The 25,692-nt window shown below is 37.7% G+C and carries 22 protein-coding genes; 10 read left to right on the top strand and 12 right to left on the bottom strand.

The genetic code is table 11. The annotated features are described in order from the left end of the window. Positions 1-194: 194 nt before the first annotated feature. The 8 genes from ABD769_RS17645 to ABD769_RS17610 all read right to left on the bottom strand — a co-directional run bounded on the left by ABD769_RS17645 (position 195) and on the right by ABD769_RS17610 (position 5,985). On the bottom strand, positions 195-359 hold the full coding sequence (locus tag ABD769_RS17645; protein WP_344852708.1) for a hypothetical protein: 165 nt from the start codon (positions 357-359) through the stop codon (positions 195-197). A 147-nt stretch (positions 360-506) separates the two neighbouring features. Next, the gene (locus ABD769_RS17640) at positions 507-905 is read right to left on the bottom strand and encodes a hypothetical protein (RefSeq protein WP_344852707.1); all 399 of its coding nucleotides are present in this window, start codon (positions 903-905) and stop codon (positions 507-509) included. A gap of 188 nt (positions 906-1,093) precedes the next feature. Continuing rightward, complete coding sequence (locus tag ABD769_RS17635) at positions 1,094-1,315, bottom strand: VF530 family protein (protein ID WP_344852706.1); 222 nt, start codon at positions 1,313-1,315, stop codon at positions 1,094-1,096. Positions 1,316-1,334: 19 nt separating this feature from the next. Then, on the bottom strand, positions 1,335-1,946 hold the full coding sequence (locus ABD769_RS17630) for a class I SAM-dependent methyltransferase (protein ID WP_344852705.1): 612 nt from the start codon (positions 1,944-1,946) through the stop codon (positions 1,335-1,337). Positions 1,947-2,197: 251 nt separating this feature from the next. Further along, a complete protein-coding gene (locus ABD769_RS17625) occupies positions 2,198-2,605 on the bottom strand; it encodes a RidA family protein (RefSeq protein WP_344852704.1) in 408 nt (135 codons plus the stop codon). Between the two features lie 120 nt (positions 2,606-2,725). Beyond that, complete coding sequence (locus ABD769_RS17620) at positions 2,726-4,711, bottom strand: M1 family metallopeptidase (protein ID WP_344852703.1); 1,986 nt, start codon at positions 4,709-4,711, stop codon at positions 2,726-2,728. 117 nt (positions 4,712-4,828) lie between these two features. Beyond that, positions 4,829-5,569 carry a carboxypeptidase-like regulatory domain-containing protein gene (locus ABD769_RS17615; protein ID WP_344852702.1) on the bottom strand — a complete coding sequence of 247 codons (741 nt, stop codon included), beginning with the start codon at positions 5,567-5,569 and terminating at the stop codon, positions 4,829-4,831. Positions 5,570-5,637: 68 nt separating this feature from the next. Beyond that, positions 5,638-5,985, bottom strand: coding sequence for a Spx/MgsR family RNA polymerase-binding regulatory protein (locus ABD769_RS17610; protein ID WP_344852701.1), 348 nt, complete (start codon positions 5,983-5,985; stop codon positions 5,638-5,640). Positions 5,986-6,357: 372 nt separating this feature from the next. Here ABD769_RS17610 and ABD769_RS17605 point away from each other — a divergent pair, with 372 nt between their 5' ends. Together ABD769_RS17605 and ABD769_RS17600 are read left to right on the top strand one after the other, a co-directional pair. After that, the gene (locus tag ABD769_RS17605) at positions 6,358-7,896 is read left to right on the top strand and encodes a sensor histidine kinase (protein WP_344852700.1); all 1,539 of its coding nucleotides are present in this window, start codon (positions 6,358-6,360) and stop codon (positions 7,894-7,896) included. Positions 7,897-8,124: 228 nt separating this feature from the next. Then, entirely contained in the window at positions 8,125-8,799 is a 675-nt protein-coding gene (locus ABD769_RS17600) for a LytR/AlgR family response regulator transcription factor (RefSeq protein ID WP_344852699.1), read from the top strand. Between the two features lie 250 nt (positions 8,800-9,049). Here ABD769_RS17600 and ABD769_RS17595 read toward each other — a convergent pair whose 3' ends face one another. Further along, positions 9,050-15,412, bottom strand: coding sequence for an alpha-2-macroglobulin family protein (locus tag ABD769_RS17595; RefSeq protein WP_344852698.1), 6,363 nt, complete (start codon positions 15,410-15,412; stop codon positions 9,050-9,052). A gap of 164 nt (positions 15,413-15,576) precedes the next feature. Between ABD769_RS17595 and ribH the strand changes: the two genes are divergently transcribed. The 3 genes from ribH (at position 15,577) to ytxJ (ending at position 16,664) form a co-directional block, all read left to right on the top strand. Beyond that, positions 15,577-16,068 carry a 6,7-dimethyl-8-ribityllumazine synthase gene (gene ribH / locus ABD769_RS17590; RefSeq protein ID WP_025145257.1) on the top strand — a complete coding sequence of 164 codons (492 nt, stop codon included), beginning with the start codon at positions 15,577-15,579 and terminating at the stop codon, positions 16,066-16,068. A 53-nt stretch (positions 16,069-16,121) separates the two neighbouring features. Next, a complete protein-coding gene (locus ABD769_RS17585; RefSeq protein ID WP_255420130.1) occupies positions 16,122-16,244 on the top strand; it encodes a hypothetical protein in 123 nt (40 codons plus the stop codon). Between the two features lie 87 nt (positions 16,245-16,331). Further along, positions 16,332-16,664 carry a bacillithiol system redox-active protein YtxJ gene (gene ytxJ / locus ABD769_RS17580; protein ID WP_344852696.1) on the top strand — a complete coding sequence of 111 codons (333 nt, stop codon included), beginning with the start codon at positions 16,332-16,334 and terminating at the stop codon, positions 16,662-16,664. Positions 16,665-18,198: 1,534 nt separating this feature from the next. Here the strand turns inward: ytxJ and ABD769_RS17575 are convergent. From ABD769_RS17575 to msrA, 3 genes are all read right to left on the bottom strand, one after another. Continuing rightward, positions 18,199-19,716, bottom strand: coding sequence for a malate:quinone oxidoreductase (locus ABD769_RS17575; RefSeq protein ID WP_344852694.1), 1,518 nt, complete (start codon positions 19,714-19,716; stop codon positions 18,199-18,201). 518 nt (positions 19,717-20,234) lie between these two features. After that, a complete protein-coding gene (locus tag ABD769_RS17570; protein ID WP_344852693.1) occupies positions 20,235-20,591 on the bottom strand; it encodes a VOC family protein in 357 nt (118 codons plus the stop codon). A gap of 72 nt (positions 20,592-20,663) precedes the next feature. Next, the gene (msrA, locus tag ABD769_RS17565) at positions 20,664-21,263 is read right to left on the bottom strand and encodes a peptide-methionine (S)-S-oxide reductase MsrA (RefSeq protein WP_344852692.1); all 600 of its coding nucleotides are present in this window, start codon (positions 21,261-21,263) and stop codon (positions 20,664-20,666) included. Positions 21,264-21,531: 268 nt separating this feature from the next. On the opposite strand from msrA, the gene ABD769_RS17560 reads away from it, so the two are divergent. The 5 genes from ABD769_RS17560 to ABD769_RS17540 all read left to right on the top strand — a co-directional run bounded on the left by ABD769_RS17560 (position 21,532) and on the right by ABD769_RS17540 (position 25,633). Next, positions 21,532-22,494 carry an isopenicillin N synthase family dioxygenase gene (locus ABD769_RS17560; protein WP_344852691.1) on the top strand — a complete coding sequence of 321 codons (963 nt, stop codon included), beginning with the start codon at positions 21,532-21,534 and terminating at the stop codon, positions 22,492-22,494. 222 nt (positions 22,495-22,716) lie between these two features. Next, positions 22,717-23,304: a Crp/Fnr family transcriptional regulator gene (locus ABD769_RS17555; protein WP_344852690.1), complete on the top strand. Its 588-nt coding sequence runs from the start codon at positions 22,717-22,719 to the stop codon at positions 23,302-23,304. A 76-nt stretch (positions 23,305-23,380) separates the two neighbouring features. Further along, on the top strand, positions 23,381-24,778 hold the full coding sequence (locus tag ABD769_RS17550) for a hypothetical protein (RefSeq protein WP_344852689.1): 1,398 nt from the start codon (positions 23,381-23,383) through the stop codon (positions 24,776-24,778). Positions 24,779-24,787: 9 nt separating this feature from the next. Further along, complete coding sequence (locus ABD769_RS17545; RefSeq protein ID WP_344852688.1) at positions 24,788-25,231, top strand: hypothetical protein; 444 nt, start codon at positions 24,788-24,790, stop codon at positions 25,229-25,231. 36 nt (positions 25,232-25,267) lie between these two features. Further along, a complete protein-coding gene (locus tag ABD769_RS17540; RefSeq protein WP_344852687.1) occupies positions 25,268-25,633 on the top strand; it encodes a hypothetical protein in 366 nt (121 codons plus the stop codon). Positions 25,634-25,692 lie beyond the last annotated feature (59 nt).

Here is a 25,692-nt window from a genome sequence, read left to right as displayed (position 1 = left end):
GGCATAAAAACCTTGACGACTTTTTAATGTGCCGCTACCGCTTTAGGTAATCTGATTAATAATTAAGCAAATTAGATATTTGTTATCCTAAAATTAAATATCAAAACAAATCTAAAGGACGATTTGCCGATAACTATCAGACAATAAATAAAAAAGTCTTCCGGTTTTACCTGAAAGACTTCTCTTTTTTAAGCTTAAGCTACTTTCTTTGCATGCTTTTTATGATGGTGTTTTTTATGGCCTTTTTTGGTTTGTGATTTTTCTGTTCCTGCTTTTGCCGGAGTTGTGGTTTGAGCGCTTACGGTATTAATGGTAAAAGCGGCTACCAGGGCGATTACTAAAACTTTAATTGCTTTCATATTTACATTGATTAATAATGAATAAACCTTGTTATTTTGTTTATTAAATCTCGAAAATCAATGTGAAGATTGTATGAATAATCAATTATTGAATGACAGAATTAGAGAATGAATGAATGCAAGAATAATTGATTGAAATTTAGCTTTTTAAGGTAAATCGAATGAGAAAGTATAATTCAGTCTTTTGCCACTCAAAACGTATTCAGAAACCACTTTTCCATCTACCAGAATTTTGTACTCGCCTTTAGCGTCTGTTGCCGCAGTAGCTAATGTTTTAAGTTTGGCGTGGGTACCTGATTTTAAGACCACTGTTTTTCCCCAGGTGCCACTCACCTCTTTTAATTCTGTTTCTTTTCCACTTTCATTCGTATAAGCTACATCAGCTGTTAAGCCGTTGCCAAATTTAGCCTGATACACAACATAATAAGTTTCTTTTTTTGGAACATCAGCTTTTCCACCCGAAATTGAGTAAATTGAAGTCATTACTCCAAGCGCACAGCTGCTTAACGCAAACGTTAGTAAAAAACAGAAGAAAATATTTTTCATTTGATATGGTTTAGATCAAGATGACGACGGTTTTAAAGGAAAGGTTGCAAGGGAGGGAGAAATGATTGAATGATTGAATGACTGAATGAGAGCATGACAGAAGGATCGAATGAGAGAATGTTGGATTAGACTAGCCCATTCAAAATTCAATCATTCCTTCATTCAAAACTCAATCATTCTAAATTCTCTCATTTATGAAACGTATCGAGGTATAACTCTTCAACTTTTTTTCTGGCCCAAGGCATTCTTCTTAAAAATTTTAAGCTTGATTTTATAGATTGATTATTATTAAAACAATCGATTTTGATTAATGATCCCAGTTTTTCCCAACCATAATGTGTTTGGAGATTGGTTACTATTTTCTCTAAGGTGATACCGTGTAAGGGATTATTTTTTTGCTGTTCGGCCATAGGGCAAAGTTAAGGCAAATTACCGGGGTTTATATTGTGCCATCCAAACATTTGCACCTCCACAGTCCGGATCGTTTATTTTGTGTTTGAGCACTTTAAATTGGTTTGACTGGAGCAAGGTTTGATATTCTGTAGTATCAAGTGAAGCATGAAAAAGATTTTCGCCACCATTCATGCCCCATACCTCTCCCCTTTCGGTACCTGAAGTGAAAAGCAGAATACCATTAGGTTTTAGGTGCTGTCTAAAAATACGGAACATATCGGGCTGATCATCTGCAGGGAGATGAAAAAAGCTGTGCCAGGCAATAATCGCATCGAATTTTTCGACAAGTTCTAGTTCACGCATATCTTTTAACAGAAAGCTGGTGGATGGGAAATTGATTTTTGCGAGTTCGATCATTTGCTCACTGGCATCAACGCCTAAAACATTTACATGATGGTTAATAAAATATTCCAATATGGGTTTTCCATCACCACAACCTAAATCCAAAACTTTCGCATCTTGTGGAAGCTTTTGAATGATCTCGTTTAAATAAGCTTTTTCCACCGAATCGGCATAACGGTTTTCGGCAAACCAGCGGCCTATTTTATTGTAAACTTTGTAAACGTTTTTTCTTTCTCCTTTTTCCATCTGTATCATGCTTTAACAATGCCAGATTAATAATATTTTATTGGAAACTAATGTACAATGGTTCTTGGCAAATGCAGTCCTGCCATCCGCTTTATTTCGTTGCACCTCATGCCCGCTACTGTCAGGTTTAGAATGAAAAGTCTGCTCCCAGCATGGCGCTAAATAGCGGGGCCGCACCACTCCCAAAAGAACAGAACCCTTCATTTCCAAAATAATATAGGTTTAATAATAATTCTAACCGGATTTATAAATTAACCAACAGCAACGGCATCAATTTCAATCAACATGCCATTTAAAGCCAGCCTTTGTACCGGAATAAGTGTATTAACCGGAAATTTCTGATCGGGCCATATTTTGTTCGATTCTTCGATCAGCACATGATGTTTATCCTCATCATAACCAACCACCAATGTTGTCAACTTTGCAATATTAGCCATGGTTAAATTTTTGCTTTTTAAAGCTAAGGCAATATTTTCGAAAACAATACTTACCTGCGTCCTAAAATCATTGCTTAAAATGCCGTCTGTTCTGCTCCCGCCCTGGCCGGCAACAAATACCAGTTCACGATCAGCCGGAACGGAGGCAAGGTGAGAATAAGCATGTGGACGGGGATCGTATATGCCAGCGGGATTGGTAATTTCTAAAGTCGGTTTTTCCATATCTGTAAATTTTATAATTGCTAAATTATCCGATAGTTTACAGTAAACCGTCGGTAGTTTGCAATAAAAAACCTCCTGATCTTTTAAAATCAGGAGGTTTTTGCATTATTTAAAATAAGCTTAGTTGCCTGTAGCGGTCCATGTATCGTTATCAGGATTTGAATCCGGCAATACTTTATCCGGATCTAAAGTAACCGACTCAATTTCTTCTGTAGTTGGGTAACGTACCAACCAGCTGGTGTTTTTCATCCAAACATCAACCGGAACTTTAACAATTTCTGTTTTTCCACTTTTGGTTTTGATCTGAAGGATGATCGGCATCGGCATTTTTTCGAGGTTCACAACTTTGATGTTATAACCCACCAGTTTATCGTCTTTTTTAACAGCCTCAACAGTTGCAATGCCCTGATCCATTTTCCAGCTATTTAACCACCAGCTTCTCCAGAACCAGGCTAAATCTTCACCTGCCCCATTTTCCATCGAACGGAAGAAATCAAATGGTGTTGGATGTTTAAATGCCCAGTTTTTAATGTACTGGCGGAAAGCATAATCGAAACGATCTTCGCCCAAAATCTGATTTCTTAAGATATCAAGGCCCCATCCTGGTTTACTGTATAAGTTAACGCCGATATTTCTCTCGGCCATACCGTCAGGCATTTGCATAATGTTTTCGTAAACCGGGTTACCGATTACACTTTTACCAATTCTATGTAAATCAGCAGGAGGACCGGCATATTCGCCTTTATTAAAGTTTTTCTTAGAAATACCGTTGATAAAAGTATTAAAACCTTCGTCCATCCAACCGTATTTACGCTCATTAGACCCCACGATCATCGGGAACCAGGTGTGACCAAATTCGTGATCGATTACCCCCCAGGCACCTGCTTTTTTAGCTGTCCAACCGCAAAATACGATACCCGGATACTCCATACCACCAATATTTGTTGCTACGTTAACAGCCATTGGGTATGGATATTCGAACCATTTTGACGAATAATGTTCGATGGTTGATTTTACATATTCTACCCCACGGCCATAAGAATCAACACCGTTACTTTCTACCGGCTGTGCAGAAACAGCTAAACCTGTTTTACCGCTTGGCAGTTTATACCTTGCAGCATCTAATACGAATGCTTTTGATGAAGCCCAGGCTGCATCGCGTGCATTGGTGATTTTAAATTTCCAGGTTAATTTATCCTTCGCCGGACGCGATTTCGGATCGGTTACTTCTGCTTCGCTACGGATGTGTACAGTAGCATCACTTAGTTTAGCCGCGTTCCATCTTTTTAATTGCTCTGGTGTAAATACTTCGGCAGGGTTTAACAATTCGCCCGAACCCATTACGATATGGCTTGCCGGTGCAGTAATGGCAAAATTGATATCGCCATATTCGCAATAAAACTCACCACCGCCCCAATAAGGCAAAGTATTCCAGCCGATTACATCATCATAAACACACATGCGTGGGAACCATTGCGCAATGGCAAAAATCTCACCGTTTTTGGTGGTTAAATGACCGGTTCTGTCTGATCCTTCTTTAGGTACGATGTACGAGTAATCCATTTTAATGGTTACTAAATCGCCATTGGCAGCCAAAGGCTGATCTAAACGGATCTGCATACGGGTATCTTCAACAATAGAAGTGAATTTTACCGCGCCAGCTTTTTGTGCTACACTGATGTTCTGGATTTTATAGCCACCATCAAATTTTTCGCCCTGCGCACCATAACGGCTGCGTGAAGGGGTAATGGCATAACCGCGTGAAGTTTCTTTAAAGGTATTCTGATCTAGCTGTAACCATAAATAGGGCAATTTATCAGGACTGTTATTTTTATAAGTGATGGTCACCGTTCCCGAAACCATATTTTTGGTTTCATCGAGGTTGGCGGTAATGTTATAATCTACATGGTTTTGCCAGTATTTTGGCCCTGGTGCGCCAATTGCCGAGCGGAATTCATTTCCGTTTTGGGTGTAAAATAGTGGTCCAAAGGCATCAGCGGGATTATAGTTTGTTGCCGGGGCAGGGGTTGTAGCCTGTTGGGCTGATGCTGAAAAAGCAAAAACACAACAAACCAAACCAAAATTAATCAGTTTAGTCAATTTCATGATAATAATAAGGTTGTAATACGGCGGTAAATATAAAAAATAACCACATATAGATTTATATGTGGTTATAATGTTACCAATTATGGCTACTATATGATCAATATTTATTAAATATGCTTAATTAGCTTTTAATTTTGGCAGATCCTGTAATTTTCTTTCCTGTGGTGATAACTTTTTCCATGCAGCAAAGGCACGTGAAATATAAAAAGCATAACGAAACGGTCTTTCTGCCTTTACAGCCTCAATAGAAGGCCTGTAAATAATCATAAAATTTTTAAGTTCTTCGCCTTCCAGTTTGGTAAGATCGGTAATGGCTTTTGGCGTAAAGTTTTCGTCGATTTCATCCTGGTACATTTCTTTTTCTTCTAAATCGGCTTCTTTACGCTGCTGTCTTTTATATTTACCATAACCTAAATTCAGGTTTAAGCCCCCAACCTTATCAGTCATGCGCTTACGGTTTAGGTTACCGCCGGTATTCAATAAAGTATATTTCTCTGCCAACGGATCCTTTGCATCCGTAACCTGGCTGTTCATACGTACTGCGGTAATGTCTACATCTTTTAAACTGTTCGATTTTACAGGAAGGTAAATGGTTCTGTTTAACAGGTTGGTTAAATATAGTGTGTCAGTGTGATAGCCTACCGCAGAAAATTCAATCAGATCGCCAATGTTGGCAGCAATGGTATATTTACCCTCTCTGTTGGTACTGGTAGATTTTTTACTGTTCAGGTTTCTGATGGAAACGCCAGGCAATGAGAGTGTTTTTTTCGAATAATCGAAAACTGTACCCGTAGTTACCGTTTGTGCAAAAACACCCATAGGTAAGGCAAGCAATAGAAAAATGATCAGTTTGTACATACTCAAAAGTAACTTAGTTCGACATTTAAAATCTGCATTTAACAAACTTTAACATTAGAACAAATGAATCAGGCTAGTGTTTTTAAATAATTGTCATCGTCAAATCCAATTAATATGGCTTTGTTGTTCTGCTCAATAACGGGGCGTTTGATGGCGCTTGTATTCTCTTTTAAATAAGCAACAGCAAGTGCCTGATTATCAATTTTTGCCTGCTCTTCTTTAGTCAGTTTTTTCCAGGTCAGGCCTTTTCGGTTCAACACAGTTTCCCAGCCGAAAGTATTACACCATTCGTTTAATTTTTCTTCGGTTATGCCTTTTTTCTTGAAATCGTGAAATTCGAAATCTACCTGATGGGCCTTTAACCAATCGAGCGATTTTTTAACTGTATTGCAATTTGGAATTCCGTAAACGGTCATGTTGAATAATGTAAGATGGAAAATGTATAATGGACGATGGAGAGACGAATCCAGCTATCCGTTTCAAAGATAATAAAAAAGGGAGGATGGAGGAGGAAATAATGTCCAATATCAAATATGTAAAATGGAAGATAAAGAGGAAAAATAACCAATGCCAGGCGTTTGAAAACTAACTCAAAAACCTTAATGTCCTTAAATTCTTAATGGTCGAATAATGGAAGATGGAAAACGGATGATGGAATGACTATTACGATCTTAAAATCCTGTAATCTTCTAAATCCTATTCGTTCGTCACATTTTTTGCGCCATTTGTCACATTTTAAATATTGCAGGCGATTCTCTTTGTAAAATTGTCTCATTAATTAAAATAAAATGGAAATTCTTTCTGGTCATTCATCTGCCATCAAATCCAAAAACATCAACCAGCTTGAATTTTGGATTTCTACAACTCTATATGTGCTGGCCCTAATTGGTATCTGCTCATCTACAATCTATAGTTCGGGCAATTCTTATCGTTTTGAAGAAAGCCATATCGACTATAATGTAATGGCTAACTTCTTTATTCCGGAATTATTTAAGATCACCAGCCTGTATATCAGCTTTTTATTGTTCAATTTTTGCTTCATGCCCCAACTTGCCAATAAGAATAACATAACACTTAATCTTATTCTTACGGTTTTAGTCACAGCGTTCTCTGTAGTTGCCTGGATGGTTTACAACACCTATTCTCAAGCATATCGGTTAGTTGAATATGATAACATCGATAATGCTTACGGGATCTTTTTTGGCGAAGCTTTTACTTATATTTTCTTTTTATATCTACTCTTTAATGCTTATGCCTATTTTAATGAGCGAGGCTTAGAATTACTAAAAAGAATCCCGGTATTAAAAAATTACCATAACAACATCGTTCCGGAACTCTTTGTAAGCACCAAAATCTGGCTGATTACACTAATGATTTTCACTGCAGTACTTTCTGTGAAGATAGATTATGAATTACTGGTGATCTGGAGTATTGTGCCTCCGGTAAATATTTTTGTTGCCTTTTGTGCCATTTATTACATTATTCCAAACCTCAGAAAGGATTTTAAAGGTTTTGGGCGGTATTTTTGGGGAAATGTGGGCATCACCATTATTATCTCACTCCTGCTCTTAATTATCCTTATTCCTTTTATGCGTAATGGCGCAATTGTTCCGGTTACGTTAATTTTAAATGCTATATGCTTAATCTGCATTACTACGCCATCTGCCTGGTATATTTACAAACATAAATTTGAAAAACTAAGCGAAATCCAGATGCTGAAAACGGAACTGGGAAAATCGGATGCGAACCTGAATTTCTTAAAATCGCAGATCAACCCGCACTTTTTGTTTAACGCTTTAAATACCTTGTTTGGAACAGCCTTACAGGAAAATGCAGAAAGAACGGGCGAAGGGATACAGAAACTGGGCGATATGATGCGTTTTATGCTCCATGAAAATACACAGGATAAGATTTCATTAACCCGCGAGGTAGAATACCTGAACAACTATATCGATTTACAAAAGCTCCGCACCTCTCGCTCTGCTGATATCAGGATTGACACCCATATTGAAGAACAATTGAACAATTTGCAGATTACACCCATGTTATTGATCCCCTTTATCGAAAATGCATTTAAACATGGCATTAGTTTGCAGCAGCCATCTTATATTAAAATCACCTTACAAACTAAAGAAAGTACTTTATATTTCGATGTAAGCAACAGCATTTACATTAAGGCAGATAACGACCCTGAGAAATTGAAAAGCGGTATCGGACTCGAGAATGTAAAACAACGTTTATCATTGCTTTACTACGGAAAACACGAACTGATTATCCGCGAAAGTGCCAACGAGTTTTTTGTTCATTTAACTTTGCAGTTGGATTAGTGATACGTATCTTCAGCAATTAAATAACCGGGTAGAATAATTTATATTGATAAATTTGGGTGATTCGTCATTTCGACTGGAGCGCAGCGTAATGGAGAAATCTTTGAATGATGTTTAAAAGATTTCTCCGCTACGGTCGAAATGAAGATCGCTTGTGTATCTACGGAAATGCCTCCTTTCTCAACACAACAAAAAAAGAGAAAAAAGTAAAAGAAAAGACCATAAAAAATGATTGCTATTGCTATAGATGATGAACCGATTGCGCTGGATATTATAAAATCTCATGCCTCAAAAGTTCCGTTTGTAGAGTTGCAGCAAACTTTTACTGATGCTTTTGCGGCCATCAGTTATCTTCAGCATAATAAGGTTGACCTGATTTTTCTGGACATCAAAATGCCTGATATCAGCGGCATTGATTTTTTAAAGAGTTTGAGTAAAGCACCGATGGTGATTTTTACTACAGCTTATACTGAACATGCGGTACAAAGTTTTGAACTGGATGCTGTTGATTATTTGTTAAAACCTTTTTCACTTTCGCGTTTCTTAAAGGCCTGTAATAAAGCACAGGAACTCTTTAATCTTCGAAACCTGAAACTGGACGCAAAAATGGAGTACATTTTTGTAAAGGATGGTTATGAACAAATTAAGGTTAATTTAGACGAAATCCTCTATGTGGAAGCCTCTGGAAATTACACCCAGATTCAACTGAAAGATAAACTATTAAGCTCGCGCATCACCATTAACGACCTGGCCGAATTGTTGCCAAAAACAGATTTTATCCGCTGTCACCGGGCTTTTATTGTGGCCAAAAACAAAGTATCCAAATATGACCGCAACCAAATCTGGATCGGTGATAAAATTATCCCAATTGGGGCCACTTATGGTGGAATACAACTTACTTAATTTAGACCTCGCAGATTTTCGAATAGGCAAGGTGTGGAACAGCGCTATAGAAGGCAGAACCATTGTTAAATAAACCTGATAGTAGCGTAAAACCCGCAGGTGAGGCACGAACCCAGGCTTTGAAGCGGATAGCAGGACTTTCTTAACCCATGTGCACCGGGCCCTGCTTTTCCAAAAAAAATTGAGCACCTGAGTTACTGCGTGTATCTTAACCTCGCAGATTTTAAAAGTCTGCGAGGTTTGTAACGCATTATTTTACGTTTATCCTTATTCCGGCTGAGTGCGTGGTAAATTCAGGTGCATACATGCTCTGCAAACTGGTAATGCCATTCGAAAAGTTTCCGGAATGGGTAACCCGCAGCGGATATTCGAAAACATAAGTTCCTTTTGGCATGTAACTGATAAAGAAATTAGTTGAGGCATCTTTTGTACTCTCATAATAACCCAAACCATCCTGGTATTTATAGCGCGAAATCACATTTACGGGTTCGAAACCTGAGGACCGCATATCTTTTAAATGGATATATTCCATGTCCCTATCGCAGTAAATTTCTATACGTACCTTCAATAAATCGCCCGGTGCTAAAATATTGGCACCAGTAAGTGGAGTGAGCACATCGCCTTTATCGCTGGCTTTCTGAATAAACAATTGTTTTTTAATTTTAACACCGGTATTCGCTGACGTAATTTTATCCAGTTGCTCAAAATATTGCCAGTATAATGCTCCCCAGGCGATAGTTTGATTATTATTTTTAACTTCTACCCTGCCCATTTCGGGTTTAACATTTACACCTGCAATGGTTATTTTCTGATAGCCGGTTCCGGCCTCTTTTGTAGCATTGGGTTGTTGTAATTCCGCCAATTTCTGACCTCCAATGGTTATTTCAGGTTCATTATTTTCAGTTAATAAATCTGTTCCCCTCATTAATAAGGCGTAACAGGCTGCTGTGGTTGCTTTAGTTGTTCTCCAATCGTTTGTTTGTTTATTTTTGAGCAACCAGATTTTCATTTCCTCAACCGCTTTGGTATCATTGGCCACTTCATCAAAAGCTTCAATCAATAAAGCCTGCGTTTCAACCGGACTTTGGTACCACCACCAGCCAGCTTTATTGGTGGCCCAGTACATGCCCAGTTCGTCGTTTTGTTGTGCGGTTTGGGTTAACAGGGTGATGATTTTTTTTGCTTCTACATTATTGCCGTTTCTGTTTAGCACCAATGCTGTTTGCGCCAACTGATAAGTATCGAAGGTTTTCCAGGTGGATGCCAGTTTTTTGAGGTAAAAATCTTTAGCCTTAACGAAATCAGAACTGGTATTTTTTTGATCGGTATAACTTCTGGCAAAAAGGTAATGTAGTGGAAAATAAGCAAATCGTTTTCCTTTTATTTCATCTTTATAATCTTTTACCAGGGCTGCATCTAAATAAATAATGGCTTTATTGAGCATGGCATTAAATTTCGGATAGGCTTTTTCATCAATTAGTTTCAGTTTTTTTAACTGGCCCATGCCTAAAACAATGTGTTGGGTAATGTACCTGTCTTCCTGCATGCCACTAAACCAGGGGAAAGCACCGTTATTAAACTGCATTTTTTCTAACTTTTCAAAATTGGCTTTTAATTCATAAGTCATTCTGTTAAGGTCGAAAAGTACAGCCAAACGTTTTTTACGATCACTTTCATGATCTGCATTACGTACCCACGGGGTTTCTTCTAATAAAATAGATTTCAATTCCTGGTTTTTTTCCAGATTGGATAACAGTGCTTCGCCGTTATTGGTATTTTTCCATTGCTCAAAAACCGTTTTAATTTTTGGCGATGAGTTAATAATCCCCGTTGCAAAACTATTGGCGTAAAAACGGCTGAAAGTTTGTTCGGCACACTCGTAAGGATATTCCATTAAGTATGGCAGGGCTTGTACGGCGTACCAAACCGGGTTGGAGGTAAATTCGAAAGTTAGGCCCTGGTTACGCATGGTTTTGGAACTTCCTGATTTTTCGAGCTTTTCGAAATCGAATGTTTTGGTGGTGTTGCCACGCACATTTATCGGCATACTTTCAGTTACCAACATGGCATTTGCTAAAACCGGAATGGTATTTTCTTCGCCATCGCTAAATTTGCCACTCTGGGCCAAAACTTTATAGGTAATGGCATTAATGCCTGATGGAATAATGAGTGTCCATTTTAAAACGGCATTGCCTTCATTATCCACCTCGAAAGTTTTTTCTGATTTATCATTTGTGCCGAAAATCCGGATTGGTTTTCCTGTTAAAGCATCTGTAAGTGTTAGACTGGCATCACCGATTAGTTTTTTACCAGCCAGGTTATTAAGTTTGGCACTTAATAAAATGGTATCACCCTCACGGAAAAAACGCGGAGCATTAATGGCAATGGCCAATTGTTTTTGCGTAACCAGCTCGTTGGTGATGGATGCGGTTTTTAAATCTTTGGTATGCGCGAAACCCATCATCTTATAACGGGTTAAACTCTGCGGTATGGTAAATTCTATTTTGATTTCGCCTTTGGCATCAGTTAATAACTGCGGATAAAAAAATGCAAGCTCGTTAAAGTTGGTACGGGGAGTAATGTTAGTCTTTTTATCTTTAAGCGCCTCTATTTCTTGATTCACTCCTGCTGATTTTTCATCACCTGCCATGGCAAAAGTCAAAGTATCTGCAGATCTACTACCATAAACCGCTGATGTTGCTAATCCGGCAACTTTTCCCTGTAAAGGAGCCGCTCCGCGTATCTGCATTACTGCCCCGGTCATACTTTCCTTTCTTTGCGCACCATAGCCAACAACTACTACTTCATTTAAAGCCTGTCCATCTTCTTTTAAGGTTATATCAATTCGTTTTTTTGCCCCTACTTTTATCTTCTGATTTTTATAACCGATAAAGCCAACATTTAAGGTTTCGCCAATTTTTGCATCTATGGTATAAATACCAAAAACATTAGTTGTGGTTACCAATTTACCGCATCTTATCTGTACACCTGGTAATATTTCGCCCTGGCTATCGAATACCACGCCATAAATTAGCTTACCATTTTCTAACTCTGCCAGCTTTTTAAATGCTTCAGGAGATAAACCCTTTCTTTTAGGTCTTTGTAAATTATTCATATAGTTACGGTAGCCATAATTGTAGCCTCCGTAATAGTTGTAACCAAATAAATTCAGGCTTTCGTAACCACGTGTAATTACACTATAATTGTTATCAGATCTTAAAAACCATAAGTAACCCGGGTTGGCAACATTGTTTGCATTGAAGTTCCAGTTATAAAAATCATAGTTAAAACTGGTTTGCAAATTCGTATTCCAATTCATTTGTTTAAGGTCATCTAAACTTGCATCGTAAAGTGTGGCCACCATTTCGGCCATTTGCTTCTCACCCTTGTTATTACTGATCTGCAGTTTCCAGCTTTCCTTTTCACCAGGCTGTAATTTATCCCTGAAGGTTAAAAAGCGGATGTTCAGCTCTTTCTTTGGATCTGCAATTTTAACCTGTTGCATGGAATTGTAAACGGTACCTTGATGCACCATGGTAAACTGTACGGCAAAACCATCTTCGTAGTAAGCTTTTGGTTGAATTTTAACAATGGTCTGTTTTGGCGATAAGTTAATCCAGACTTTTTCGGCAATGCTATCGCGATAATAAACCTCGTAATAAGCCTTGCTGTTCTCTGCCAGCCCCGCCAAACGGAATATGGCGCTTTCGGTTGGTTTGATTACGCTAACTTCTGGTGTAATCCATTCGATGTTTGATTGTATTACTGCAGGCTGTGCCTGATAAACGACCAGGTATTTATCTGTTTTAACCGTATCATTTTGCCCGCTTACCGCCGCAATAGTGATTTTATAATATCCTGGTTTCAGGTCTTTTTGGCTGAAGGTTAAATTTCCACGACCGTTTTTAGCCATCAGGTTCTGTTTAAATTCTACCGACTTTATTGGCCATTTGGCTACTTCGAGCTCATTGTTATAATCATCATCCGGAAAGTTTTTAATAAAGGCCTCCCTGCCCATGGTATAATTTTCGGCATAAAACGGACTTTTGTTCGTCAGCCTTGATGGTGCCTGCAACAAATTCCATTCTGCTTTAACATCGGCCTTAACAGGTTCGTTATTTAAATTGGTTACCGAAAAGGAAATGCTATCGGTTTTATTGCTTAAATACACAACTTGCTCACCGCTGATATTAAGTGCAATATCCTTTTTTCCTACATTTATAGTGGTTGTCTTCGAGCGGGTTTCACCATTTAAATCGGTTACATCAGCCACAATTTCGTAGCTATAATTTGCCCGGGTATCAGTTGCCTTTGCGAAAAACGCGATCCCGAATTTACCACCTGCCTGTGTAGTTGTTTTACCAATGGCTACCTGTTTTCTTTCCGCGTACATTCTTGAGCCATAAACAGCACTACGTTGTTCGTAAGTGAAGCGATAATCATCCATCACCCTTCTAAAAACCTTATAATTTACTTTCGCGTTGCTTACGGAGTATCCTGAAAAAGAACTGGCTTTTCCCTGTACTTTAATGCTATCGTTCAGTTTATAATGCTGATCAGGCTTATCAAAAACCACTTCAAAAGTTGGTCGTTTATATTCTTCAACCTGGATATAAATACTTCCATATCCGGTTTCAATTTGCATCTGGCCATTTAATAAACCCATCGGAATGCTAAAAGACCCCTGAAATGTGCCATAATCATTACTCATTGCTTTTGAAGTTGCGATCTCTTTTCTATTGGCATCTTTAAAAGAAACATCAACAGCTTTATTTACTTCAATTTTATTTTTCCCATTTTGGACTTTCAAACATAATCCTTTATAATAAACCGTTTGTCCCGGGCGGTAAATCGGCCTGTCGGTAAATAGAATTATACGTTCTTTATCTTCATCATCATCCCGGTAGCTATTGTAATTATTAATTTTGATCTGTAATTCATCTTTACCAAGCGTTATGGATGCGGCGCTCATACTTCCTTGAATTTCATTGGTACTGGCATAACCGTTATCGTTGGTAGTTAACAAATCTCCATCAATATATTTACGGGTATTGTAATTATACCTGCGCTGCCTGATCTTCACATTTTTTAAAGGAGCACCGTTCTTTAGCTCACTAACAAAATATTCGTGTTTATCCACATTACGTCTATTAATTACCGCCATTGCTGTAACCTTAAAATTGATGTTACTGTAAACAGTATCGTTTTGTGCACGGTTAATGGTTTCAACAATTAAAGTGTAACTACCAAAAGGTAAGGCATCTATTTTATCAACCAGAGTGTGGGTTTGATAATCCTTTGTTTTAGGCGTAGTTATTGCCCATTGCCTGATAACCTTATTCTTTTTTAAAAAGGCTAAAAATTCTGTTTTATCCCTAAACTGTTCATAATCATTTTTAAATTGAGGTGAATTGTACAACCTTAACTGTATGGTATCTGTGTTTTTATATGATAGATATAACTGGCTGGGTTGATCAGGCTGTACAAATTCTTTTACTTTAACCGATAAGTTACTGCTTTTAATTTCTTCGATTAAATTTTGGGCATTTTCTGCACCAATACTTTTTGGAAAAGCATTAATCGCTTTTTCGGCTAAAGCAACTGCCGCAATCAGGTTTTGTTTATTGGTATCAACCGGTAATTGTGCATTTTTATGCATCAGGGCCTGTTCATACAAAATATCAGCATAAACTTCGGTCTGTTTGCTTTGCTCAGCCAACTCACCTAAGGCCTTGTAATATGCTTCAAGGTCTTCACCCGTAAAATGCTGTTGCACAAATTTTAACCGTTTTAAATCCACATCTGCCAGTGCCGAAAAATTATTGCTGCGTTGATGAAACCTGATCAGGTTTTTAAACACCTGTATTGCCTGCGGTTTAAATGAAGTGCTGTCGGCTGGTATTGTAGTGGCAAGGAAAGTTTGCCTGTTGCTAAACCAGTTTACATTAGTCATATCAATTAATTCATCATCATATTGGGTAAGGCCGATCTGTGTATTGCTAAAAACATCGATGGCACGGTGCGCCAGCAGGTCGTATAAAGTTGGCCTAAAGCTTCTGTATTTTTTATCGCCAGCTAAAACTGCATCAAGGGAATCTACTCTAGTCTGCTGTAAAACCTGACTTTCTTGTAACGATAACAGGTAATATTTAACCGTTTCATCATTCAGTTTTTTTATACTCCAGGTTTTAATGTCATCTCCAATATCGCCCTGCACCTGTGTACGCTGGTTAATCTGCCATTGGTTTTGCTGCAGATAATTCCAATAGGTTTCGGCTAAAAGCGATTGCAAAATGCTTTTCTCGGGCTGTTTGGCATTACTGATATCTTTACGTAAATCAACTAAAATCTTATCAAACGCATTCTCTTCCAAATAGCTTTGAAACATCATCCGATAAATAACCGATTTGATTATTAATGGCGTATTGTGTGTTTCATGAGCCTGTTTATTTATTTTTTCTACCAGGGCCAGTGCATCTTTGGGTTTAGCCAGATTAGCAATGGAATCGACCCTGTAAAAATCGTTGGTTGTATATTTTCGTTGCGCGGAGGCATTAAACGTCAGCAAAAAGATTAAAATAAATAATGCAGGGAGGCGTAATAATATGTTCATAAGATAACGTTGCGTTTTAATATAGATGGCTGGCGCGTAGAAATTCCATAAGCCGTTAAAATTTATCTGATTCTTTTACGAATCTAAGTATTAAAGAATTAAATGTTACAACCAGCAAACATTAAGGTTTTTAACATTCGGGCCATAACATTATCTTTGTCCCTATGTCAACACAATTAAAAAATCTATCCGATTTCTCTCACACCACTGTTCCAAGTGGTGCAAACTATAAATTCGGGATTATTGTAGCCGAGTGGAACGCCGAAATTACCGGTGCTCTGTACAATGGTGCATTAAAAACCCTGTTAGCAAATGGCGTTGCCGAAGAAAACATTATTTCTTTACCTGTACCCGGAAGCTTCGAATTAACCGGTGGAGCAGAAATTTTGCTAAGTAAAAGAAGCGATATTGATGCCGTAATCTGCTTAGGCTGTGTAATACAGGGCGATACCAAACATTTCGATTTTATTTGCGATGCAGTGGCGCAAGGTGTAACCAATGTTGGCATTAAATACAGCAAACCCGTTATTTTTGGGGTATTAACCACCAATAATTTAGAGCAGGCGCAAGACCGTGCAGGTGGTAAACATGGCAATAAAGGCGATGAGGCTGCAATTACTGCAATTAAAATGGCCGATTTTTCTGCACAGATTTAAACTTGTGTTTTAATAATTATTTGTAACTTAGAAGTTTAAAATTTATCAGATCGATGAAAAAAGTAGCCATCCTGTTATTGGCGGTGTTCTGCACCATTACCATTTTAGAATCTTGTTCTTCTAAACTTTGCCCTGCTTACGGATCTTACCCTGAAGGCAAACGCAGAAGAAATTAAGCTTCTTATCTACAATCTTCATTTTCAGGTCATTTGCAGAACTTTATTCAACTGCAAGTGTTATCCCTGTAAACAATAATATATATCATGACTTGGGTTAACTTAACTTCAATAGAACAACTTGATGAAATCAAAAATGCAAGCGGTTTTAGCCTTATTTTTAAGCACAGCACGCGTTGCTCCATCAGTTTAATGGCTAAAAAGAATTTCGAATTTGATTGGGATGTGATTCCGGCAGATACCAAACTTTATTTTTTAGACCTGATCAGTTACCGCGATATTTCCAACAAAATTGCCGAAGTATTTCAGGTAGCGCATCAATCACCACAGATTTTATTGATCAAAGACGGCGATTGCGTATTGGAAGCCTCGCACAGCGATATTTCTGCCGAAGAAGTTGCAGAGGTAATTGCAGCTTAACGATAAATAAAAAAACGTCATCCTGAATTTATTTCAGGATCTTAAATGCCTGAAATAAAATTTGGGCATTTTTTTATTTCAAAGGCTTAGGGTTAAAAAATAATTTTCTTTTTTATTAGAAAAGCAATGTCCGGTTTTTCATCGGTTACGGTAGTCCTGCTATACACTGTAGTTCCGATAGAAAAAATCGGAAGCTGCCGTTCCCATCAGGTTTATACCCTTAAGGCCAGTGAACAGAAAATCACCAAACGTTCCTACGGAACGAAGAAACCACCCATCTTGAATATTACCTATGAATCGTTCCTCCGGAACGAAGAATATTGCCGATAGTTAATTAAATACAATGGTACCGTCCCAGCGGGACGAATGATGGGTAGACACAGGTAATTTATTATTTGTGTTCGTTCCGTAGGAACGTTTCGTGTATTGGGATTTATAGTTCCGGTCTGTGAGGACACAAACCGAGGATCGGAGGCTTTTATGTTTTGAAACCACCAAACATTCCTACGGAACCAAAGAAGCCGCTTTTCTTGAATGTTATCTATGAATCGCTTTTCCAGAACGTAGAATATTGCCAATAATTAATTAAATACAAGGGTGCCGTCCCAGCGGAACGAATCATGGGTAGACACAGGTAATTTATTATTTGTGTTCGTTCCGTAGGAACGTTTCGTGTATTGGGATTTATAGTTCCGGTCTGTGAGGACACAGACCGAGGATTGGAGGCTTTTATGTTTTGAAACCACCAAACGTTCCTACGGAACGAAAGAAGCCGCTTTTCTTAAATGTTATCTATGAATCGCTCTTCCGGAACGTAGAATATTGCCAATAATTAATTAAATACAAGGGTGCCGTCCCAGCGGGGCGAATTATGGGTAGACACAGGTAATTTATTATTTGTGTTCGTTCAGTAGGAACGTTTCGTGCATTGGGATTTATAGTTCCGGTCTGTGAGGACACAGACCGAGGATTGGAGGCTTTTATGTTTTGAAACCACCAAACGTTCCTACGGAACGAAAGAAGCCGCTTTTCTTGAATGTTATCTATGAATCGCTCTTCCGGAACGAAGAATATTGCCAATAGTTAATTAAATACAATGGTACCGTTCTAGCGGGACGAATCATGGATAGACACAGGTAATTTATTATTTGTGTTCGTTCCGTAGGAACGTTTCGTGTATTGGGGTTTATGGTTCCGGTCTGTGAGGACACAGACCGAGGATTGGAGGCTTTTATGTTTTGAAACCACCAAACGTTCCTACTGAACGAAAGAAGCCGCTTTTCTTAAATGTTATCTATGAATCGCTCTTACGGAACGTAGAATATTGCCAATAATTAATTAAATACAAGGGTGCCGTCCCAGCGGGACGAATCATGGGTAGACACAGATAATTTATTATTTGTGTTCGTTCAGTAGGAACGTTTCGTGTATTGGGATTTATAGTTCCGGTTTGTGAGGACGCAGACCGAGGATCGGATCAAAAAAAAGGTCCCGATTTACATCAGGACCTTTTAAAATTTATGATTGTTATAGTCTAAGCTACAACAGTATTTTCTATTTTTAATACCTTCGAAGTTTTATTTCTGGTTGCTTTGCAAAGCTCGGCATCCTGCGCAAGTGATTTTCCGTAGGTTGGAATCATCTCTTTAATTTTAGCCTGCCATTCGTCAGTTGCCAGATCTTCAGCAAAACAACGGTTTAACAAATCGAGCATAATCGATACCGCTGTCGAAGCACCAGGCGAAGCACCTAACAAAGCTGCGATAGAACCATCGGCTGCACTTACCACTTCAGTACCAAATTCTAAAATACCACCTTGCTTTTCGTCCTTTTTAATTACCTGAACACGTTGTCCGGCATATTCCAGTTCCCAGTCTTTAAGTTCGGCTGTTGGTAAATATTCTTTTAAAGCTTCCAACCTGTCTTCTGGCGATTGCCTTACCTGCTCGATTAAATATTTCGTTAAATCGAGGTTGTGCAATCCGGCAGAAATCATCGGACGGATATTATTGAATTTAATTGATTTCGGTAAATCTAAAAAAGAACCATTTTTCAAAAATTTGGTCGAAAAACCAGCATAAGGCCCAAACAATAAAGCCTGTTTGCCATTAATCATCCGGGTATCTAAATGCGGTACCGACATTGGTGGCGCACCAACTGCAGCCTTACCATATACCTTTGCATGGTGTTTTTTAATGATTTCCTCGTTGGTACATTTTAACCATTGTCCGCTTACCGGAAAACCGCCAAAACCTTTTCCTTCCGGGATATCCGATTTCTCTAACAATGGTAACGAACCACCACCTGCACCTATAAATACAAATTTTGCTACACGCTTACGTTTATCTCCAGTTTCAAGATCTTTAACCTTAATAATCCAGTTACCATCTTTATTCTTTTTCAGGTCGCGGATTTCGTGGTTAAAATGCATGCTAACATTACTTTGCTCCTTTAAGTTGTTAAACATGTCGCGGGTTAAGGTTCCGAAGTTGACGTCAGTACCAAGATCCATTTTGGTTGCAGCAACTTTTTCACCTTTTTTGCGGCCATCCATAATTAATGGCGCCCAGTTTTTTACCTGCTCCGCATCTTCGGTATATTGCATATCGCTAAACAAATCGCATTGGGTTAATGCATCGTAGCGTTTTTTAAGGTAATCTACATTCTTTTTGCCCCAAACAAAACTCATGTGGGGAATATTGCGGATAAAATTGCAAGGGTCAGAAACCAATCCTTTATTTACCAGGTAAGACCAAAATTGTTTAGATACCTCAAAATGCTCTGCAATCTGCACCGCTTTTTTAATTTCAACCGTACCGTCCTTCTTCTCGGGGGTATAATTTAATTCGCAAAAAGCCGAATGTCCTGTTCCGGCATTATTCCATGCATCAGAACTTTCTGCTGCCGCAATATCCAAACGTTCGTAAATTTCGATACTTAAATTGGGCTCTAGCTGTTTTAATAAAACACCCAGGGTTGCACTCATGATGCCGGCCCCTATTAAAATTACATCAGCGTCAGTTTTACCAACTGTCTTTTTCTTTTTTGTCATCTTACTTTAAAGGATTTACAAATTTAGAATGATTTTAAACATCCCACGAATTTTAAGGCATTAATTCTGAAAAAAATTGCCTAAAAATTAGAAATATTCCCTTTTCTGATAGGCATTTATCAAAGTTTAGTCCAAAGTTTAAAAGCTTAATCCTTAAATTTTAAAAAGACATTAAAACAACATTAGCAAGGCATTGCCAATCTCTTAAAAAGCCCTCTAATTAGACAGGAAATTTTATCATCAACCGTTAAAAGCGCAGTAATTTTTATTAGTTCTTCAATAAAAAATAAAATCACCGTTATAAATTCATACAAACAATGATAAAAAATGATTTTATATTTTTTTCCCAACCAAAAAATTAGCTTTATACATCTATTTATAAAACAATTTACCTCATGAAAAAGTTATTCCTCTTCTGCACTGTACTGTTTTTTACTTCATGCGGTGGAGAGAAAACCGACAAGTTGCTGCTCTAACTCGACAAAAAGAAACTGGAAAAGCATATTAATTATGATAAATTAGTCCTCAATATGGCTTAAAATATTAATCAATTTCCCAAAGGGATCGCGGGTGTAAAACCGACGGACGCCCCAAGGTTCATTAACCGGACCATACTCGACAGGAAATCCGGCTGATTTCACTTTTTCAAATACCACATCAACATTTTCAACCTCGATGGATAAATCTGGCGTTGGCGTACCCGATCCGCCTTCGGAAGCGAAACTGATTTGTACACCCATTTTTTGATTAGCAGCTCCATAGGTGGCAATCCAGCCGTGATCCATTATTAAATCTAAACCTAAGACATCTTTATAAAAACCTGCTGCATCGGCAATTTTTTGGGTATCGATGTTGAGTACAATCCTTTTTACCATAACCAGATAATTAAAATTTTAAAAAATAAAAAGCCCTGCAACGTTTATTGCAGGGCTTAACAAAATAAGTATTTAATTTTTAAGTTTCGCTTTAAATACTTTTTCCAGTTTATCTATTTTTGGCTGGATCACCAATCTGCAATAAGGCTCGCTACCATTTTTGTTAAAATAATTCTGGTGGTAGTTTTCGGCTACATAGAATGGTTTGGCGGCCTCAATGACGGTAACTACTTTTTTGCCGTAAGCATTGGTTTTATTTAACTCTGCTTTATATTTTTCTGCCAGCTGTTTCTGCTCAGGTGTGTGGTAAAAAACAACTGAACGGTACTGAGTGCCACTATCAGCTCCCTGACGGTTAAGAGTTGTAGGATCGTGGCTTTTCCAAAAAACTTCCAGTAAGTCATCATAAGAAATCACCATCGGGTTATAGGTAATTTCCAAAACCTCTGCATGCCCGGTTGCACCTGTACAAACTTCTTCGTAAGTAGGATTGGTTAAAGTACCTCCTTCATAACCCGATCTAACCGAAGTTACACCTTTCAAACGTTGAAATATTGCTTCGGTGCACCAAAAGCAACCCATTCCGAAAGTTGCTTTCTCTGTCTTTTTTCCTTGTGCATTCGCCTGGTTTAAGGCCAATACCGCAAACAGGATTAAAATTATTTTTTTCATGTGTGTTTTTATTTGTTAATCGAAAATAATCCATAAACCTCATTGCGGATTGAATTATTTACATCTAATTATACGCAAAAAAACAGGCTGTAGTTTGCATTAAATTAATAATGGATTTTGTATGACAATCGTAACAATTTGTTGATTTCGATATTAATGTTAATAACTTAAATCACTGATTAACAAAATTTTAAATAGCTATTTTACCAGCTAAATGCACTTATTAACAATTCTTTTTTAAATTCGTATAACATTAAAATTTAAAATTATGTCTACACCGTATATTCCTTGTTTAGATTTAGGTTCCTACATCAATGGTTCTGAAGAAGAACGTAAAAAGTTTTCTGATGAATTGGGCAGGGCTTTTAACGATTCGGGTTTTGTTACCATTACCAACCATGGTTTAAGCCAGGAATTAATCGATAAGCTTTATGAAAATATTAAAGCAGCTTTTTCTTTGCCTGTTGAAACGAAAAGAAAATACGAAAAACCAGAATTGGCTGGTCAACGTGGTTACACCAGCGCAGGTAAGGAAACAGCCAAGGGTGCTAAAACGCCAGATTTAAAAGAATTCTGGCAAATTGGTCAGGAAGTGACTGATGGAGATCCGGTTAAAAATGAATATCCTGACAATGAGATTTTAGAAGAACTTCCTGAATTTAACAAAGTAACAGGCGATATCTATAAAAAACTGGAAGAAAACGGAACGCATTTATTACGTGCCATTGCTACCTATTTAGAGTTGCCAATCAACTATTTCGACAAACATGTGCATAATGGAAATTCGATTTTAAGGGGCATTCACTACTTCCCGATCGAAAATCCTGAAATTATTCCTGATGATGCTGTACGTGCGGGAGCCCATGAAGATATTAACCTGATTACCTTATTAATCGGCGCCAGTGCAGATGGACTGGAAGTATTAACCCGCAGCAATGAGTGGTTACCGATTAAAGCGCACCATACGGATATCGTGGTAAATGTTGGCGATATGCTGCAACGTTTAACCAATAACAAATTAAAATCGACCACCCACCGTGTGGTGAACCCTCCGCGCGAACTGATGAAAACTTCGCGTTTCTCAGTACCATTTTTCCTGCACCCACGCAGTGACATGGATTTAACCAGCTTACCATCAACCATAGATGCGGAACATCCAAAAGCTTATAGTGATATGACCGCTGGAGAATACCTGGATGAAAGATTAAGAGAAATTGGATTGAAAAAGTAGTTTGGGAGCCTGGAGTTGTCAGTTTGGAGCCTCCATCCAACCCTAAATAAGAAATTAAGCATCGGCCAGAAACCGGTGCTTTTTTTTGTTAGCGTTTTACTGCCCTTTATAATTACTAATCAAAAACTATATTAATTAAAAGCTAATCTGTACAACTAACGAATAAATATTATATTTGAATTAATCCCCATTTAATTATAGCATCCTGTTAAAAAAAGAATTATGCTAAAAGAGGATTATCCGGAAGCTTACCAAAATTTATTTGCAGTTTTTAATGTCATTCATCTGCTTAGCGATGAACTTAAAGCTGCTATTGTTAACAATAGCCATCTGGTTAATGTTAAAAGAAAAACCATACTGTTAAATGCCGGCGAAAGCAGCAATACCATCTATTTTATTGTATCGGGGGCAGCCAGGGTATATTACCTCAATAAAGACGGCAAACAGACCAACACCTGGTTTCTATTCGAAAATGAACTGCTCATTTCGGTGTATGGCTTTTTCACCGCTCAGCCCAGTTTTGAATATATAGAAACGCTCGAAGATTCGGTATTGATTGCTGTAAAGCGCGAAAAACTTGACGAAATGTACCTGCAGTTTATGGAGTTTAATTTTATCGGCAGAAAACTCACGGAATATTATTACATCCGGAACGAAATACAGGCCAACGACTTGCGGATGTTAAGCGCAAAAGAGCGCTACGGGCAATTGCTTAAAAGGAGTCCGCAGCTTTTTCAAAGGGTTTCTTTGGGGCATATCGCATCATATTTAGGTATCTCGCAGGAAACGTTGAGTAGAATCAGAAAGTAATTGTCTTTTTTGATATTTATCAAAAGTTTGGAGATCAGGTAGATGTAGATTTGGTTAAACTAAAAAACGAAAGTCTATGATATTAAAAACTAAATTCAGCTTTCATCCCAAATTTACTATCCCATTTTTATTTGTTTTTGCTTTAATAGCATTCTGGTCTTGTAAGAAGAATAATTTTCTTCAACAAGATCATGAAGTCATTACGAAAAAGGTACTTTCGAAAGATTCACCTGATTTTTCTTCCAGACTCGCGGCAATAAAGGAAAAATTCTATGCTAATAAACTAGATCAAAAATTAATTCCCAATGTCAAACAATCCATTGTATGGAAACCAGACTGGGAACACCCCAGTACACAGGTGGTAAACGACAGTGTATCCTATATTTTTTACCGCTTAAAGGCCTATCTTAAACAAGATGGCAAATTACTGGAGGCAAAAGAAGTTGGCATGGCCACTTATCTGATGGTAAAAAATGAAAAAGAATTCTTTAAAGCTTTTTATTACCATCCTGTAAATGTAGCAGACAAGGCTCAAAACTCAAAGACATTCTCGGTTGAAAACTTTACAGGGAACCTCCTATTGAAAAACCTGTCAAATGGAAAAAGTTTTCTGTTAGATTATGTAAATGGAACTGTTAGCCAGTCTTATAGTAAAAGAAGGTTACTGGCAGTAAATAGGCAGACAATTAAACGTCCAGATGCCACCTCTTATATAGAAACTCAGTGCCACACTGAATTGAGGAGTTGCCTATTTGCTTCTGACAGCCCTGGGTATTGCAGTGGAATACAGATTGTTTCCAGCGAAACCTGCCAATGGCCGCCGAGTATGTGCGGCGTTACTTATTCTCTTATAGATTCGAGTGAAGAAACTATATGTGAAGATGTTTGGTTTCCAGATCCACCGGCTGATCCTGGGGAGAGCGGTGGCAGTGGGGGTGGCGGTGATGGTGGAGAAGCTAATTCGGGAGTTATGTCAATGCCCCCTCCTCCCGAATCTCCAATAACCGACATGAAAAAATTTTTAAGTTGCTTTGATAAAAGTAAGTCTGCAAGTCTCACTGTTTACGCAGAGAAGATAGCAAATTCATTTCCTGGGCATGCTTTTATATCCATTAAACAGGGATCTAATACTATGGTGTTCGGATTTTACCCTAAAGAAACGTTCCCTAGTACTCTTTCAGGACCTGGAGTAATGGGAGACAATGGTCAGCATGCATATAATGCAGCTACCAATTATGGGGATATCTCAGCTGAAAAACTAGAGAAAATTATTGATACTGCCATCAAATTCTCATCAAGTAATTATACTTTAACCAATAATAACTGTGCTAACTTTGCGCTAGAAGTACTAAGAATAATGGGAGTAACTGATATGACGGGGGTTTGCACTCCAGATAATATATATGATTTAATTAAACCATTTGGAACAATTACGAATGGTAAGGCCCCAAAAACGCAAAGGAGTTGTGATTAATTTAATACTATGAAATACTTAAAAACTTTATCGATCATTTCCTTTCTGCTCATCAATGGATTAGGAGAACACGGGATTCCAATTTTTGCTGGGATTGGGCTTTGTACGTTTCAGTTTGTAGGTGATTTACTCACATACACCCACAATAAAAATGTAGATATTTCTTGGTCATTAGGCCTAGTTGGCCTCTCAACAATTGTTTCTATCTTGATCATATTATTATCAAGGAAATATAAAGATCGCTATCCAATCCTAGTTTCTTTTATAATTTTATGCAGTACTGGAGCCTACATGTCGGGCATTCTTCGTCACTACAATAGAATTGAACCTTGGTTTATATTTCCGTTGTTAGTGTTTGTAATAAGTTCTGCGATATTAACAATAAAGATTTTTAAGCCATTGGATGATCTTAATTCCTCGACAGCTGATTCAAATTATAGTATAAACAAATAACATACGAGAAAAAACATTAGATAATTATCCAAGAATTTGAAAAAGATACTAATAATTTGCCTTTGTATTTTGATACTGATTAATATTCCACCAATATCATGGTTTTGTAAGATCATTACCGAAGATTATACCTATTCATCCTATAATGGAGTAATTCAATATCAAGAAAATTTAAAGAAAGGAACAAATTTTGACACCTACGCTGAAAGCTTTGATAAAAGAATTAAAAGCGATCCAAATATTAAGGACAAACAACTATATAGAACCTTCACACTAAAACCCTGGCGATTTTGGGAATGGCATGAATGGGTTATGCACTATAAAAGATTTACACTTCCCTATATTTCTGAAGAACAAATTTTAGAGAATAGAAAAAAAGAGGGATTACCTGAAAAATATTAAATTCATTGAATTTCATAATCTATCTTAATAGCTGATGACTGTTCATCAGCTATTTTTTG

The sequence above is a fragment of the Pedobacter jeongneungensis genome, assembly GCF_039538295.1.
GTDB classification, from domain to species: Bacteria; Bacteroidota; Bacteroidia; order Sphingobacteriales; family Sphingobacteriaceae; genus Pedobacter; species Pedobacter jeongneungensis.
The sequence above is the reverse complement of the archived record's forward strand: the minus strand, read 5'-3'. Positions and strand labels throughout refer to the sequence as shown.